Source organism: Achromobacter agilis (assembly GCF_900496965.1).
GTDB lineage: Bacteria > Pseudomonadota > Gammaproteobacteria > Burkholderiales > Burkholderiaceae_B > Achromobacter > Achromobacter agilis.
In genome coordinates this window covers 202,256-217,005 of sequence record NZ_UFQB01000004.1, presented here as the reverse complement: position 1 = coordinate 217,005, position 14,750 = coordinate 202,256, and the positions used below count along the sequence as shown (strand labels likewise).

Genomic DNA, 14,750 nt, shown 5'->3' with positions numbered 1-14,750 from the left:
TCTATGAACAAAGTCCGTTCCCTGGCCGCGGCCATCGCCCTGGCCGCAGGCGCTGCCGGTACCCTTGGCGCCTCCGCCGCGCACGCCGCCGACAAGTACCCGAGCAAGCCCATCCGTGTCATCGTCCCGTTTGCGCCTGGCGGTTCCACCGACATCATCGCGCGCCTCGTGACGCAGCGCATGAGCCAGGAACTGGGCCAACCCATGGTCGTGGAAAACAAGGGTGGCGCGGGCGGCGCCATCGGCGCGTCCGAAGCCGCGCGCGCCGACGCCGACGGCTACACGCTGTCCATCGCCACCGTGTCGACGATGGCCGTGAACCCCGCCTGCCGTCCCAATGACCTGCCCTACGATCCGATCAAGGACTTCCAGCCGGTCACCAACTTCGCCAACACCGCCAACGTCGTGGCCGTGAACCCGAAGTTCCCTGCCAAGGACTTCAAGGGCTTCCTGGAAGAGCTGAAGAAGAACCCGGGCAAGTACTCCTATGGCAGCTCGGGCACCTGCGGCGTGCTGCACCTGATGGGCGAATCGTTCAAGATGGCCACCGGCACGGACATCGTGCACGTGCCGTACAAGGGTTCGGGCCCGGCCGTGGCCGACGCCGTCGGCGGCCAGATCGAAATCCTGTTCGACAACCTGCCGTCGTCGATGCCGCAGATCCAGGCGGGCAAGCTGCGCGCCATGGCCATCGCGTGGCCGGATCGCATCGAAGCCATCAAGGACGTGCCGACGTTCAAGGACGCGGGCTTCCCGGTGCTGAACCAGCCGGTCTGGTACGGCCTGCTGGCTCCCAAGGGCACGTCCATGGAAGTCGTGAACAAGCTGCGCGACGCGGCCGTCGTGGCCCTGAAGGACCCGAAGGTCATCAAGGCGCTGGACGACCAAGGCTCGGCGCCGTCGGGCAACACGCCGGAAGAATTCGCCAAGGAAATCAAAGAGCAGTACGACTGGGCGAAGGACGTCGTGAAGAAGCAGAACATCAAGCTGGACTGATGGCGCGCGGGGGCGGGTTCCGCCTGCCCCCAGCTCTATGAAATGCAACGGGCGCCTTCGGGCGCCCGTTGTGTTTTTGCGGAAGGCCGGCGTTCTCAGCGCGGGCCGTCGAGGGCGGCCAGGCGCGCTTCGCAGCCGGCCTTCAGCCGTTCGATCAGGTCGCGGTGCAGCGCGGACAAAGGGTCCTGGTTGCGCACCATGATGCTGATGGGAACCCGCAACGGCGGATCCAGCCTGCGCAGGCTCATGCCGGGGCGCAGCATCGCCTGGGCGGTGATCGCGTCCACGATGGCGTCGCCGCATCCGGCATCGACCAGCGCGCAGGCCACGTAATGGGTCTGCACCTGGATGGCGACCTGCGGATCCAGGCCCTGGGCGTCCAGCGCCATCTGCAGCAGGGCGCCCGAGGCGTCGCCGGCGTCCAGCACGATCAGCGTGTCGCCCGCCATGGTCGACAGCGCCGACAGCCGCAGCGGGCCCGCGCCGGGCTTGCGGCTCAGGTGCACGAGTTCCGTATGGCCGAGGCCCAGCCGGGTGAGGCCCGGATAGTCGTTCGTGTCGAAGGTGATGGCCAGGTCCAGTTCGCGTGTCAGCAGGCCCTGCACGAGCTCGGCGCTGTGGTGCGTATGGATGTCGAAGGTGATGCCGGGCTGGGCATCGCGGCTGTCGCGCACCACGCCCGGCAGCAGCCCCAGGCCCAGCGCGGGCGCGCAGCCCAGCCGCAAGTGGCCGTTGGGCCGGTCGCGCAGGCTGGCGGCCAGCCTGCGCACGCTGTTCAGGTCCTGGTTCAGGCGCGCGACCTCGGGGGTGAGGATATCGGCTTCGCGGGTGGCGACCAGCCGGCCCTTTACACGCTCGAACAGCTTGAAGCCCAGCTGGGCCTCGGCGTGCGCCAGCAGCTTGCTGGCCGCGGGCTGCGAAATGTGCAGCGCGGCCGCGGCCTCGGTCAGGGACCCGGTACGACGGATCGCTTCGAAAATCTCGATGTGGCGCAGGCGCATGGCACGACGGGGGCAGTGGACGGGAACCGGGATTCTATGCCGGATGCGCCGGGCGGACGCGTTGATATGATGGACGCCTGCCGGTATGCCGGCGCCTATCGGAGTTCCCCATGCGCGCATCCAGCCATGCCGCCGCGATCCTGCTTGCCGCCGCTATGTCCGCCGTGCCCGCCGCTTGGGGCCGGATGCCGCACGCGGCCGAGGACCTCAATCCGGAGGCCGCCAGCGGCACGCAGGCCCGCCAGCTGGTGCGGGCATCGCATTTCATGATGGTGTCGGCCAACCCGCTCGCGACGCAGGCGGGCGACGACATGCTGCGCCGGGGTGGCAGCGTGGTGGACGCCGCCATCGCTACCCAATTGGTGCTGAACCTGGTGGAGCCGCAATCCTCCGGCATCGGCGGCGGCGCGTTCATGGTGCTGTATTCGGCTCGGACCGGCCGCATCCAGACCTACGACAGCCGCGAGACCGCGCCCGCGGCGGCCCGCCAGGACCGCTTCCTGGATGCCCAGGGCAAGCCGCTGCCTTTCGCGCAAGCTGTCAATAACGGCATGTCCGTCGGCGTGCCCGGCCTGCTGCGCGGCTTGGAACTGGCGCACAAAGAGAATGGCGTGCTGCCCTGGGCCGACCTGTTCCAGCCCGCGATCCGGCTGGCCGAGCAGGGCTTCGCCGTGTCGCCGCGCCTGCACGCGCTGCTGGCGGGCAACAAGGCGCTGCCCGCGCAGCCCGCGGCGGCGGCCTATTTCTACGCGCCGGGCGGCGAGGCCTGGCCCGTCGGCCACGTGCTGAAGAATCCCGAGTTCGCGCGCACGCTGCGCGCGGTGGCGGAGCAGGGCGCGGAGGCGTTCTACCAGGGCGGCATCGCGCGGGACATCGTCGCCGCGGTGCACGGCCATGCCGTGCCCGGCGACCTGAGCCTGGCCGACCTGGCCGCTTATCGCGCCAAGAAGCGTCCGCCCGTCTGCGGCGCCTACCGCGGCTACCAGTTGTGCGGCATGGGGCCGCCCAGCAGCGGCCCCATCGCCGTGCTGCAGATGTTGGGCGAACTGGAGCAGTTCCCTATCGGCCAGTACGCGCCGGGCAGCGTGGAGGCGGTGCACTATTTTTCCGAGGCTGGCCGGCTGGCGTTCGCCGACCGCGATTTCTACGTCGCGGACCCATCCTATGTGCCGGTGCCCGTCAGCGCCTTGCTGGCCCCTGCGTACCTGCGCGCGCGCGGCGCCTTGATCCGGCCGGATCGCAGCATGAAGGTGGCGCTGCCCGGCGATCCCGAAGGCAAGCTCCTGTCGCTGGGCAAGGACAATGCCCTCGAGCTGCCCTCCACGAGCCACCTGGTGGCGGTAGACGCCGAGGGCAATGCGCTGAGCATGACGACCACCATCGAGAGCGAATTCGGCAGCAAGATTTTCGTGCGCGGCTTCCTGCTGAACAACGAGATGACGGACTTTTCCTCGTCGTACCGGGATCCCGAGGGCAGGCTCGTGGCCAACCGCATCGAGCCCGGCAAGCGGCCGCGCAGCGCGATGGCGCCGATGATCGTGTTGCGCGACGGCAAGCCCTATATGCTGGTGGGCTCGCCCGGCGGCAGCGCCATCATCAACTACGTGGCCAAGACCCTGGTGGGCGTGCTGGACTGGGGCCTGGATATCCAGGCCGCCATCGCCTTGCCCAACATGGGCAGCCGCAACAAGGAAACCGAACTCGAGAAGGGCACGCCGCTGGAGGCCCTGGCGCCTGCGCTCGAACGCATGGGGCACCCGGTGCGCATCACCGAGTTTCCCAGCGGCATCCACGGCATCGTGATCGGCGCCGACGGGCTGCAGGGGGGCGTGGATCCGCGCCGCGAAGGCCTGGCCCAAGGGGGCTGAGCCGCCGCGGCATCGGGAGCCTAGTCGTCTCGCGTGGCCGGGCCCAGCGCCGGTGGCAGCTTGCGCAGCGTCGCGGGCGTGCGCGACAGCTTGATCGGGGAACCCACGCCGCGGTAATCGCCTTGCTCCAGCACCATCCCGCGGTGCCGCGTATGCGGGTGCGCCAGCGCCTGGTCCACCGTCAGCACGGCGGCCGCGGGCACGCCGCTGCGCAGCAGGCGGTCGGCCAGCCCGGCCGCGTCGTGTCCGGCCAACAGCGCGGACAGGTCGTCGCGCAGCGCCTGGCGGTTGCGCAGGCGGTCGGCATTGGCCGCGTAGCGCGGGTCTTCGGCCAGCGCGGGCGCGCCCAGCGTTTGCGCCAGCTGCGCGAATTGCCGGTTGTTGCCCACGGCAAGGAAGATCGGGCCGCTGGCGGTGGGCAGCGTTTCGTAGGGAGCGATGTTCGGGTGCGCGTTGCCGCTGCGCGCGGGCACCTTGCCGCTGTAGAAGTAGTTCGGCGCGTGCGGATGCAGCAGCGACAGGGCGCAGTCGTACAGCGTGATGTCCAGGAACTGGCCGAGGCCGCTGCGGCCGCGCTCGTTGAGCGCTAGCAGGATGGCCACCGCCGCGTTCAGGCCGGTCACCATGTCCACCACGGGCAGGCCGACCCGGGTGGCCTCGCCCTCCGCGTCGCCGTTCACGCTCATGAGGCCGCACATGGCCTGCGCGCAGGCGTCGTAGCCCGGCAGGCCGCCCAGCGGCCCGTCGGATCCGAAGCCGCTGACCCGGCAATGGATCAGCGCCGGAAACTCCCGGCTCAGCGTCTCGTATCCCAAGCCCCATTTCTCGAGCGTGCCGGGTTTGAAGTTCTCGACCAGCACGTCGGCGTCGGCCAGCAGGCGGCGCAGCAGTTCCTGGCCCGCTTCCTGGGACAGGTCCAGCGTCATGCCTTCCTTGTTGCGGTTTACGCCAATGAAGTAGGAGGCCGTATCGCCCAGGAAGGGCGGCCCCCAGCCCCGGGTTTCGTCGCCGCCGGGCGGCTCGATCTTGAGCACGTCGGCGCCGTGGTCGGCCAGGATCTGCGTGCAATAAGGACCGCCCAGCACGCGGGATAGGTCGATCACCTTGCAGCCGGCCAGGGAGCCGGGGTTGGGTTGCGTTGAAGCCATGCAGGGATCCGTTCAGTCGATGGAAACGTGGGCGCTGGCGATTACGTCGCGCCATTTGGGAACTTCGGCCGAGATGAAGGCGGACAGGCCCTGGGGCGTCTTGTCCTGGGCTTCGACGATGCCCTGGCTGCGCAGCGTCTGGGCCACCTCGGGATCGGACAGGGCGGCCTGGAACGCCCGGTTCAGGGTGTCCACGACCGGCGCGGGCGTGTTCTTGGGCGCCACGATGCCGAAGAACACGCTGACGTCGTAGCCCTTGAGCCCTTGCTCGGACAGCGTGGGCAGGTCGGGCAGCGCGTCGGAGCGCTGGGCGCTGGCCAGGCCGATGGCGCGCAGCTTGCCGGCCTTGACGTAGGGCAGCGCGGTCAGGATGTCCGTGAATGACATGGACACCTGCCCGCCCAGCAGGTCATTGAGCGCGGGGCCGGTGCCCTTGTAGGGGATATGCATGATCTGGGTGCCGGCCATGCGGTTGAAGAGAATGCCGGCGAGGTGCGAGGACGCGCCGTTTCCCGACGAGGCGTAGCTCAGCGCCTCGGGGTTTTTCTTGGCGTAGGCGATGAGCTCCTGCATGTTGTTCGCCGGCACGGACGGGTTCACGACCAGGATGTTGGGCAGGTGGCCGATGCGGATGATGGGGGCGAAGCTGGTCTGCGGGTCGTAGCCCTGCTTCTTGTACAGGCTGACGTTGATCGCCAGCGGCCCGGAGGTGCCGAACAGCAGGGTGTAGCCGTCGGGCTTGGCCATGGCCACGTACTCCGAGCCGATGTTGCCGCCCGCGCCGCTGCGGTTTTCGACGATGACATTCTGCTTCAGCGGCTGCCGGAGCTTGTCCGCCAGCCTGCGCGCCAGGGCGTCGGTGGGGCCGCCGGGCGGGAAAGGCACGATCAGGGTGACCGGCCGTTCCGAGGGGTAGGCGTCCGCGGCCAGCGCGGGCGCCGAGGGGATGGCCGCGGCGGCGGCCAGCAGCAAGGGGGCGAGGTAACGATTCATGCTTGTCTCCAGTGGTAGGGACGCGCCGGCTGTGCCGCCGGCGTCGGTTTACAGCGCGTATTGCAGGATTGCCTGGCAAGCCGCGCTTTCATCGGGCGGGATGGCGTAGGGATCGCGCGGGCCCAGGCGGTGCAGCAGCACCTGGTCGGCCAGTTGCGCCCGGCTTTCCAGGCCGGGGGCGGCGGCTTCCCAACGCAAGGCGGCCATGGACACGGCGTGATACAGCAGCGACGCTGCCTGGCGGGCCAGTTCGGGGTGGTTGCCTTGCGCGGCGTGTTCGGCCAGCGCGTAGGTCTGTTCCAGCGCGCGGGCCTGCAACGCGGCCAGCGCGGGCGGGCAGGGCGCGCCGTCGGCCAGCAGGCGGTCGACATGGCTGTGCAGCGCGGGCAGCGATTGTTCCTTGGTGATGGCGCGCAGCACGTCCAACGCCACGATGTTGCTGGTGCCTTCCCAGATGGAGCCCAGGTGCGCGTCACGTACCAGGCGCGGCTCCGTCCATTCCTCGATGTAGCCGCAGCCGCCGCGCACTTCCATCGCGTCGCCGGTGACCTTGCGGGCGTCGCGGCAGGCGCGGAACTTGATGAGCGGGGTCAGGATGCGGGCCAGCGCGGGATCGCCGCTGCCCTGGTCGGCGTCGGCCAGCGCGCGCGCCGTCTGGAATATCACGCTGCGCGCCTGTTCGGCCCAGACCGTCATCTTGACCAGCTGGCGCTGCATCAGCGGCATGTCGATCAGGCGCTTGCCGAAGGCGCGGCGGTGTTGCGAGAAGTAGACCGCCTCGGTGACGGCCCGGCGCATCAGGCCGGCGGCGCGCATGCCGTTGGACAGACGCGAGTTGTTGATCATGTCGGCCATCTGCTTGAAGCCGCGCCCGCGCTCGCCGACCAGCCACGCCACCGCGCCTTCCAGGCGGATTTCGCCGCTGGCCATCGACCGCGTGCCCAGCTTGTCCTTCAGGCGCAGGATGCGGTAGTGGTTGTGTTCGCCGCCGGGGAGGTCGCGCGGCAGCAGGAACAGCGACACGCCCTTCAGGCCGGCCTGCGGTTCGCTGCGCGCTAGCACCATGGCGTAGCCCGCGTCCGGATTGGAGCAGAACCATTTGTCGCCGTGGAGGCGCCAGGTGCCATCGTCCTGGCGCTCGGCCGTGACTTCAGTGGCGCTGACGTCCGATCCCGCGCCCTGCTCCGTCATGAACATGGCGCCCTGGCGCAGCGTGTCGAAATCCTGGGACGTCACTTGCGGCAGGACCCGCTCCACCAGCGCTGGGTCGCCGAACTTGCGCAGCGTGCGCGCCAGCGAGTCCGTCATGCTGACCGGGCAGCACAGGCCGAACTCCGCCTGCACGAACAGGTGGCTGAGCGCGTATTTGGCGGAGGCCGGCATGGGCTCGGGCCAGCCCAGCACGCCGCCCCGGTGTGATAGCGCGGCCAGGCCGAACTCGCTGTAGGCCAGGCGTTCGAGCTCGACGTAGGCAGGGTGTTTGTCTATGCGGGATTCGTCCGTGCCGGCGCGGTTGCGCACCGAGAGCGTGGGCGGGTGCTTGTCGGCCGTCGAGGCCAGTTCGTCCATGGCGCCGCCGGCCAGCTCGCCCAGCCGCTCCAGGTGGGGCAGCAGGTGGGCATGCAGCGCGGGGGGCAGGTAGCGCTGGCTGAGCGCCGCCGCGTAGGGGTCGGCGCGGAACAGGTTCAGGCCGCGCGAATCCGGAATGGGCGTGGCGGCGGGCGTAGCGGTCTTGACGGGGGCATCCATGGCGGCATCCTGTGCAAAACGGGGAGATGTCCGATGGTGCGCGGGCAGATTAATCTATACAAATACCGTTTTTGTGTAGAACAATCTAAAAAAAGTATAGATTCGAAAAACAAGGGGAAGACCATGGACCTGGATCCGCGCCTGTTGCGGTATTTCATCGCCGTGGCGGAAGAGCGCCATTTCAGCCGGGCGGCCGTCCGGCTGCATATTTCCCAGCCGCCGCTGAGCTACGCCATCCGGCAGTTGGAGGAGAGCGTGGGCGCCCGTCTGCTGAACCGCAGCAGCCGCCACGTGGAACTGACCGACGCCGGGCAGGTGCTGTACCGCGAAGCCCTGACGCTGCTGCGCCAGGCGGAAGAGGTGCGCACGCTGGTGCAGCGCGTGGACGCGGGCCTGCGCGGCAGGCTGCGCATCGGGTTCGTCGGCTCTATGTTGTACCGGGGCCTGCCCGCGCTGCTGAGCGCGATGCGGGCCGAGTTGCCCGACGTGGAGCACGTGCTGACCGAACTGAATTCGCACGACCAGATCGAGGCCGTGCGCCGGGGCGAGCAGGATCTGGGCTTCATCCATGCCAACCCTTTGCCCAAAGGGGTGGAGGCGCGGGACCTGGTGGCCGAGCCCTTCATGGTGTGCCTGCCGGACGGCCATCCGCTGGCCGGCCGCGAATCGCTCAAGCTGGCGGAGCTGGCGGGGGACGATTTCGTGTTCTTCGCTCGGGCGGCGTCGCCGAGCTATTACGAGACGGTGCTGGCCATGTGCGTGTCGGCCGGCTTCATGCCGGTCATCCGGCATGAAGTGAGGCACTGGTTGAGCGTCGCGTCGCTGGTGTCGCAAGGGCTGGGCGTGTCCATCGTGCCGGCCTGCCTGTCGCGCAGCGGCCTGGCGGGCACGCGCTTCATCGCGTTCGAGCACGCGGCCCGTTCGGTCAGCCAGGCGATCTGGCCCGGCGCCGCGCGCACGCCGCTGCAGGAGAAGGCGGTGGAAATGGTGGCGCACCATGATTGGGCTGGCTCCGCCATTCCGTGACGCGCGGCATCCGGACGGGGCGCGCCAACGCGGGTCAGCGGGAGTACACTGGTCCGGCCATGTCCTACTTACCGATCCTGCCGCTGTCGCGCCGCAGGCGTTTCATTACACGCCTGCGCCATTGCGGACCTCCGGCGAAGTACTGAACCCCCTCAGGGCGTTTCAGTTTCACTTCTCCGGAGTCGATTGTGGACATTCCCTTTTCCTTTCATCCACGCCTGTTCGGCGCGCTGCGCGGCTACGACCGCACCCGCTTCCTGCAGGATCTGGGCGCCGGCCTCACGGTGGCCGTGGTGGCGCTGCCCCTGGCCATGGCATTTGCCATCGGCTCGGGCCTCAAGCCGGAGGCAGGCCTTTTCACCTCCATCATCGCGGGCTTTCTGATCGCTCTGCTCGGGGGCAGCCGGGTGCAGATCGGCGGGCCTGCAGGCGCGTTCATCGTCATCGTCTACGACATCGTGCAGCAGTACGGCGTGGCCAACCTGATCATCGCTACCGCGCTGTCGGGCGTGCTGCTGTTCGTGATGGGGCTGCTCAGGCTGGGAACCTTGGTGCGGTTCATTCCGGTGGCGGTCATCATCGGCTTCACCAACGGCATCGCGGTGCTGATCGCGCTGTCGCAGATCAAGGATTTCCTGGGGCTCTCGATTCCGGAGATGCCAGGCGACTTCTTCGGCATCCTGGGCGCGCTGGGCGGCCATCTGTCCACGCTCAACCCCTGGGCCGCCGGCGTTGCGCTGGTGTCGCTGGCGGTGATCGTCGGCTGGCAGCGCTGGCTGCCGAAATGGGGCGGCCGCCGGACGGCGAGACTGACCCGCGTGCCCGGCTCCATCGTTGCGCTGGCGCTGGCCACGGCGGCGGTGGCCTTGTTCCAGCTGCCCGTCGAGACCATCGGCAGCCGCTTTGGCGGCGTCCCGGCGGCGTTGCCCGATTTCACGTTGCCGGCGTTCAGCTGGGAATCGGCCCGCTTCCTGCTCATGCCGACCATTACGCTGGCGGTGCTGGGCGCCATCGAATCGCTCCTGTGCGCGCGCGTGGCCGACGGCATGATCGGCGACCGGCACGATCCCAACCAGGAACTGATGGCGCAAGGCATCGCCAATTTCGTCACGCCCTTTTTCGGCGGCATGCCCGCCACGGGCACTATCGCGCGCACGGTGACGAACGTGAAAAGCGGCGCCACCAGCCCTGTCTCGGGCATGGTGCATGCGGGGGTGCTGCTGCTGGTGATCCTGGTGGCCGCGCCGCTGGCGGCCTCCATTCCGCTGGCCACGCTGGCGGCCATCCTGATGTTCGTGGCCTGGAACATGGGCGAGTGGCGCGAGTTCACGCGGCTCAAGACCTATCGGCTGCCCTACCGCATCACGCTGGTGTCGGTGTTCCTGCTGACGGTGATCTTCGACCTGACGATCGCGGTGGAATTCGGCATCTTCGCGGCCTGCATTACTTTCATCTACCGCATCTCCAGCCTGTCGCGCGCCGAACGGATCACGGCTGCCGAGCAGCCCCTGCTGGCCGGCCTGGAGGGGAAGGTGGCCGTCTGGCGGCTGTATGGCACGGTTTTCTTCGGCGCCACCAAGCTGGTGGAGTCGCTGGAGGACCACCTGCCCGCGCGGGCGCTGGTGCTGGACCTGAAGAATGTGATCTATGTGGATTCGACCGGGGCCGAGGCGCTCGAAGGGCTGAGCAGCGTGTGCGATGCTCGCCAGGTGCGGCTGATCGTCTCGGGTTTGATGGGCCAGCCGCTGGACATCGTGCGCCGTATCGGCCTGTACAAGCGGCTGCAGGGGCATCTCCAGCCCGACGTCGCGAGCGCCACGGCGGCGGCCGTGGCCGCCGCGCAAGCGGAAGATGGCCCGTAGGCGCGGCGGGCGGGGAGTTCCCCGCCCGAGCCGCCTTCCTAGCGGAAGACCACCGTTTTGTTGCGGTTGAGCAGGATGCGGTGTTCGACGTGGCTGCGCACGGCGCGCGACAGCACCAGGGATTCGATGTCGCTGCCGACCTGGGTCAGGTCCTGGGCGGTCATCGTGTGGTCCACGCGTTCGATGTCCTGGTCGATGATCGGGCCTTCGTCCAGGTCCGACGTCACGTAGTGGGCGGTGGCGCCGATGATCTTGACGCCGCGCGCATGCGCTTGGTGATAGGGGCGGGCGCCCTTGAAGCTGGGCAGGAAGCTGTGGTGGATATTGATGGCGCGGCCGTTGAGCGCGCGGCACATGTCCTCGGACAGGATCTGCATGTAGCGGGCCAGCACGACCAGGTCGATGCCTTCCTGCTCGACCAGGGCCAGCACCTGCCGTTCCTGTTCCGCCTTGGTGCCGGCCGTGACCGGCAGGTGATGGAACGGAATGCCATAGGACGCCGCCAGGCCCGCGTAGTCGTTGTGGTTCGACACGATCGCGGCCACTTCGGCATGCAGGTGGCCGCTGTGCACGCGGAACAGCAGGTCATTCAGGCAGTGGCCCTGCTTGCTCACCATGATGAGCAGGCGTTCCTTGCGGCGCGCATCGTGCAGCTTCAGCTCCATGCCGTACTCGTCGGACATGGGCGCCAGGCGGGCGCGCAGTTCGCTCTCGGACACGCCGGCGGGCGCGTCGAAGTGCACGCGCAGGAAGAAGCGGCCGGTTTCCTCGTCGCCGAACTGTTGCGAATCCAGAATATTGCAACCCAGCTCGAACAACAGGCCGCTGACGCGGTACACAATGCCCGTGCGGTCGGGGCAGGACAGGGTCAGGATGTAGTCGTTGTGCTGCATGGTTCAGGGGGCAAGAAAAAGGAGAAGAAAACGGAAAACGGGCGACGGCAAGCGCGCGCGCTCCCGGCGGGCCGCTCCAAGGGAGGGCAGTTTTTTCGGGCGGCGGGCGGCACGCGTCGCGTGCGCGGCGTGGTGGCTCTCATTCAGCAAGGCGGGCCAGGGCCTCTTCCGCCAGGGCCAGGCTGGATGTCAGCCCGGGCGATTCGATGCCGAACAGGTTGACCAGCCCGGGCACGCCGTGCACGGCAGGCCCGGCGATGACGAAGTCGGCGGCGGGTTCGTGGGGGCCGGATATCTTCGGACGGATGCCTGTGTAGCCGGGCGCCAGCGCATGGTCGGGCAGGTCCGGCCAATAGCTGCGGACCGCCGCGTAGAACACGTCCGCGCGTGCCGGGTCCAGCGTGTAGTCTTCGGTGCCGACCCATTCCGTGTCGGGCCCGAACTTGGCCTGCCCGCCCATGTCCAGCGTCAGGTGCACGCCCAGGCCAGCATGCTGCGGCACGGGATAGATCAGGCGGGAAAAGGGCGCGCGGCCAGACAGCGTGAAATAGCTGCCTTTGCACAGGTAATCGGTGGGAATGCTGGAGGCCGGCACGCCGTCGATGCGGCGCGCCAGCGCGGGCGCCTGCAGGCCGGCCGAATTGATGAGCACATTGCAGCTCAGGCTCATGGCTTCGTCGCCGCCGAATTGCAGGTCGAAACCGCCTTCGGGGCGTACCCGGCCGGACACCAGCGGCGTGTGGAAGACGCATTGGGCGCCCGCGTTCTCGGCGTCGCCCTGGAACGACAGCATCAGCGCGTGGCTGTCCACGATACCGGTGGACGGCGATGACAGGGCGGCGGTGCATTGCAGCGCCGGCTCCAGGCGCATGGCGTCTTCGCCGGACAGGAACTGCAGGTCGTCGACGCCGTTGGCGCGGGCGCGCTGGGCGATGCTTTCCAGCTGCGCGGCCTGTTCAGGGCTGGCGGCCACGATGAGCTTGCCCAGGCGCTTGTGCGGCACGCCGCGTTCCGCGCAATAGGCGTAAAGCAGGTGCTTGCCGCGCACGCACAGACGGGCCTTGAGGCTGCCCGCCGGGTAGTAGATGCCGGCGTGGATGACTTCGGAGTTGCGCGAGCTGGTGCCGGTGCCGATGGCCTCGGTGGCTTCCGCCACCAGCACCTCGCGCCCGGACTGGGCCAGCGCGCGCGCAATCGCCAGGCCCACCACGCCCGCGCCGATCACGACGCAATCGATGTCTGCGCTCATGGCGCCTTCCTTTCCGAGCGGTCGCCGGCGGGAGTCAGGTCGAAGCCGCCGGCATGGAAGACCAGCGGCGGTTCGGCGCTATGGCCGCAACGTTCCACCTCGCCCACCATGATGACGTGATCGCCCTCTACGTAGCGGCGGCGGTTGTGGCATTCGAACCAGGCCGCGCAGTGGCCGTCCAGCATGGGCGTGCCGCCCGGGGCGTGGTGCACGGGCAGCCCGGCATAGCGGTCGGGGGTCTTGCCCGTGGCGAAGCGGCGCGCAAGCGCGATCTGCTCCGCGCCCAGCACATTGACGACGTAGCGCTCGCACTGCTCGAAGGCGGCCAGCGAGGACGAACTGCGGGACAGGCTCCACAGCACCAGCGGCGGATCCAGCGACACGGAGTTGAAGGAGCTCACGGTCAGTCCGATGGGCGCGCCATCGAGGCCGGCGGTCGTCACGACGGTCACGCCCGTGGCGTAGCGGCCCAGCGCAGTGCGGAAAAAAGCGGCGTCAAAATCAGGGGAGGAGGCGGTCATGCAATCGTGGATTGGGGCGGGCGCACGGGGCGCCCGGCATCAAGGCGACAGGCGTTCGATCTTCCAGGCCGCGCCTTCGGCGACGTAGCGCAGGCGGTCGTGCAGGCGCGACGGCCGGCCTTGCCAGAATTCGAAGGCGGTGGGCTTCAGGCGGTAACCGCCCCAGTGCGGGGGGCGCGGCGGCTCTTCGCCGAAGCGCTCGCGGAATTCCTGCTCGCGGGCTTCCAGCTCGTCGCGGGTGATGGGCTGGCTCTGGCGCGATGCCCAGGCGCCGATGCGCGAACCGGCGGGCCGGCTGTGATAGTAGGCGTCCGATTCCTCGGCGGCCACTTTTTCCACCACGCCCTCGATCCGGACCTGGCGTTCCAGCGGTTGCCAGAAAAACAGCAGGCAGGCGCGCGGCTCGGCCTGCAGGTCCAGGCCCTTGCGGGATTCATAGTTGGTGAAGAACGTAAACCCGCGCTCGTCGAAGCCCTTGATCAGGACAATGCGCGCGCTGGGCTGGCCGTTGGCGTCCACCGTGGCCAGGGTCATGGCGTTGGGTTCGGGCACCTTGGAAGCCAGGGCTTCGTCGAACCAGAGGGTGAATTGCGCGAACGGCGAAGTGCAGGCCTGGCTTTCGAGCAGGACGTTCTTCTCGTAACTTTGACGCAGATCAGAGACGGACATGGGCGTAAGGATTCAGCGTTGATAACAGGGAGTTTATACCGCCTGGACCCCGGCCCCTCTATTGACCCCGCTCAGGTCTCCGGCAAGAACGCCGGGAAACCGCGGCGTTTGCCTCAGGCGCCTTCGGGCAGGGGGCGTCCGTCCAGTTCCAGCCGGCGGGCGATGGCGTCCAGGCGGGCGTCATGGATGCCGGCGGCGCGCAGCGCCTGGGCGGTCTGCACGACGTAGTCGGTGCAGGGGCCGTAGCGGCCGGCGGCGCGGCGCACGATGGCCAGCAGCTCGGGCTCGGGCAGGGCGCGGATATAGGCCGGGTTGTCCCGGTTCATGATGAAGACCAGCGCCCGGACGGTGCCGGCTTGCGTCGTGCAGTTGAGCCAGCGAGGCAGGTAGGCGCCCGTGGACATCTCGCGCTCCCAGAGCGCGGGGAAGTAATTGGGCACCTGATCGCCCGCGAGCCGGTACACCACGCCGCGGCAGGAGCCGCCCCGGTCCAGGCCGAACACCAGGCCCGGGCATTCCGGCGTGCCCCGGTTGACGCGTGACCACAGGCACAGCGCCCGGTGGTGGCCGCGCAGGGTGGCGAGCCGGCGCTCCATGAAGTCGAAATCGGGGCGCCAGATCAGCGAACCATACCCGTACACCCACACGTCCTCGCCCGATTGCCAGTGGCGCAAGGCCTCGTCCAGGGAGCCCTGGCGCTCTTCGGGCGTCCAGAGGCGGAATGGAAGGCTGGCGCCGGGGATGCCGGCGGGAGGGGAAGACGGATTGTTCACGA

Annotated in this window: 13 protein-coding genes; 4 read left to right on the top strand and 9 right to left on the bottom strand. The window is 68.7% G+C overall.

The features are described 5' to 3' along the window. The first annotated feature begins 3 nt into the window (after window positions 1-3). On the top strand, window positions 4-996 hold the full coding sequence (locus tag AGI3411_RS06830; protein ID WP_129526634.1) for a tripartite tricarboxylate transporter substrate binding protein BugE: 993 nt from the start codon (window positions 4-6) through the stop codon (window positions 994-996). A gap of 95 nt (window positions 997-1,091) precedes the next feature. Here the strand turns inward: AGI3411_RS06830 and AGI3411_RS06825 are convergent, their stop codons facing one another. Then, window positions 1,092-1,997 (bottom strand): LysR family transcriptional regulator, encoded by a 906-nt coding sequence (locus tag AGI3411_RS06825; protein ID WP_129526633.1) that lies wholly within the window; start codon window positions 1,995-1,997, stop codon window positions 1,092-1,094. A gap of 110 nt (window positions 1,998-2,107) precedes the next feature. On the opposite strand from AGI3411_RS06825, the gene ggt reads away from it, so the two are divergent. Beyond that, complete coding sequence (gene ggt, locus AGI3411_RS06820) at window positions 2,108-3,865, top strand: gamma-glutamyltransferase (RefSeq protein WP_129526632.1); 1,758 nt, start codon at window positions 2,108-2,110, stop codon at window positions 3,863-3,865. Between the two features lie 20 nt (window positions 3,866-3,885). Here ggt and AGI3411_RS06815 read toward each other — a convergent pair whose 3' ends face one another. From AGI3411_RS06815 to AGI3411_RS06805, 3 genes are read right to left on the bottom strand one after another with little or no spacing between them, the layout of a single operon-like run. Beyond that, on the bottom strand, window positions 3,886-5,013 hold the full coding sequence (locus tag AGI3411_RS06815; protein WP_129526631.1) for a CaiB/BaiF CoA transferase family protein: 1,128 nt from the start codon (window positions 5,011-5,013) through the stop codon (window positions 3,886-3,888). 12 nt (window positions 5,014-5,025) lie between these two features. Continuing rightward, the gene (locus AGI3411_RS06810; RefSeq protein ID WP_129526630.1) at window positions 5,026-6,006 is read right to left on the bottom strand and encodes a Bug family tripartite tricarboxylate transporter substrate binding protein; all 981 of its coding nucleotides are present in this window, start codon (window positions 6,004-6,006) and stop codon (window positions 5,026-5,028) included. Window positions 6,007-6,054: 48 nt separating this feature from the next. Then, complete coding sequence (locus tag AGI3411_RS06805) at window positions 6,055-7,755, bottom strand: acyl-CoA dehydrogenase family protein (protein WP_129526629.1); 1,701 nt, start codon at window positions 7,753-7,755, stop codon at window positions 6,055-6,057. Between the two features lie 123 nt (window positions 7,756-7,878). Between AGI3411_RS06805 and AGI3411_RS06800 the strand changes: the two genes are divergently transcribed. Together AGI3411_RS06800 and AGI3411_RS06795 are read left to right on the top strand one after the other, a co-directional pair. After that, a complete protein-coding gene (locus AGI3411_RS06800) occupies window positions 7,879-8,781 on the top strand; it encodes a LysR family transcriptional regulator (protein WP_129526628.1) in 903 nt (300 codons plus the stop codon). Between the two features lie 188 nt (window positions 8,782-8,969). Then, window positions 8,970-10,643, top strand: coding sequence for a SulP family inorganic anion transporter (locus AGI3411_RS06795; protein ID WP_129526627.1), 1,674 nt, complete (start codon window positions 8,970-8,972; stop codon window positions 10,641-10,643). Window positions 10,644-10,681: 38 nt separating this feature from the next. Here the strand turns inward: AGI3411_RS06795 and purU are convergent, their stop codons facing one another. From purU to AGI3411_RS06770, 5 genes are all read right to left on the bottom strand, one after another. Next, window positions 10,682-11,536, bottom strand: a complete 855-nt coding sequence (gene purU, locus AGI3411_RS06790; RefSeq protein WP_129526626.1) for a formyltetrahydrofolate deformylase — start codon at window positions 11,534-11,536, stop codon at window positions 10,682-10,684. 139 nt (window positions 11,537-11,675) lie between these two features. Next, complete coding sequence (locus tag AGI3411_RS06785) at window positions 11,676-12,785, bottom strand: NAD(P)/FAD-dependent oxidoreductase (protein ID WP_129526625.1); 1,110 nt, start codon at window positions 12,783-12,785, stop codon at window positions 11,676-11,678. After that, window positions 12,782-13,306 carry a flavin reductase family protein gene (locus AGI3411_RS06780; protein ID WP_129526624.1) on the bottom strand — a complete coding sequence of 175 codons (525 nt, stop codon included), beginning with the start codon at window positions 13,304-13,306 and terminating at the stop codon, window positions 12,782-12,784. Before AGI3411_RS06780 ends, AGI3411_RS06785 begins: the two co-directional genes overlap by 4 nt. Before the next feature lie 39 nt (window positions 13,307-13,345). After that, a complete protein-coding gene (pdxH, locus tag AGI3411_RS06775; RefSeq protein ID WP_129526623.1) occupies window positions 13,346-13,975 on the bottom strand; it encodes a pyridoxamine 5'-phosphate oxidase in 630 nt (209 codons plus the stop codon). Window positions 13,976-14,088: 113 nt separating this feature from the next. After that, the gene (locus AGI3411_RS06770; protein WP_129526622.1) at window positions 14,089-14,748 is read right to left on the bottom strand and encodes a gamma-glutamylcyclotransferase; all 660 of its coding nucleotides are present in this window, start codon (window positions 14,746-14,748) and stop codon (window positions 14,089-14,091) included. Window positions 14,749-14,750: the final 2 nt, after the last annotated feature.

Bases quoted from the DNA above. Each gene is read 5' to 3' on its own strand.
- pdxH (WP_129526623.1), bottom strand. From the start codon at position 13,975: ATGTCCGTCTCTGATCTGCGTCAAAGTTACGAGAAGAACGTCCTGCTC.
- AGI3411_RS06830 (WP_129526634.1), top strand. From the start codon at position 4: ATGAACAAAGTCCGTTCCCTGGCCGCGGCCATCGCCCTGGCCGCAGGC.
- AGI3411_RS06780 (WP_129526624.1), bottom strand. From the start codon at position 13,306: ATGACCGCCTCCTCCCCTGATTTTGACGCCGCTTTTTTCCGCACTGCG.
- AGI3411_RS06815 (WP_129526631.1), bottom strand. From the start codon at position 5,013: ATGGCTTCAACGCAACCCAACCCCGGCTCCCTGGCCGGCTGCAAGGTG.
- AGI3411_RS06805 (WP_129526629.1), bottom strand. From the start codon at position 7,755: ATGGATGCCCCCGTCAAGACCGCTACGCCCGCCGCCACGCCCATTCCG.
- purU (WP_129526626.1), bottom strand. From the start codon at position 11,536: ATGCAGCACAACGACTACATCCTGACCCTGTCCTGCCCCGACCGCACG.
- ggt (WP_129526632.1), top strand. From the start codon at position 2,108: ATGCGCGCATCCAGCCATGCCGCCGCGATCCTGCTTGCCGCCGCTATG.
- AGI3411_RS06800 (WP_129526628.1), top strand. From the start codon at position 7,879: ATGGACCTGGATCCGCGCCTGTTGCGGTATTTCATCGCCGTGGCGGAA.
- AGI3411_RS06825 (WP_129526633.1), bottom strand. From the start codon at position 1,997: ATGCGCCTGCGCCACATCGAGATTTTCGAAGCGATCCGTCGTACCGGG.
- AGI3411_RS06785 (WP_129526625.1), bottom strand. From the start codon at position 12,785: ATGAGCGCAGACATCGATTGCGTCGTGATCGGCGCGGGCGTGGTGGGC.
- AGI3411_RS06810 (WP_129526630.1), bottom strand. From the start codon at position 6,006: ATGAATCGTTACCTCGCCCCCTTGCTGCTGGCCGCCGCCGCGGCCATC.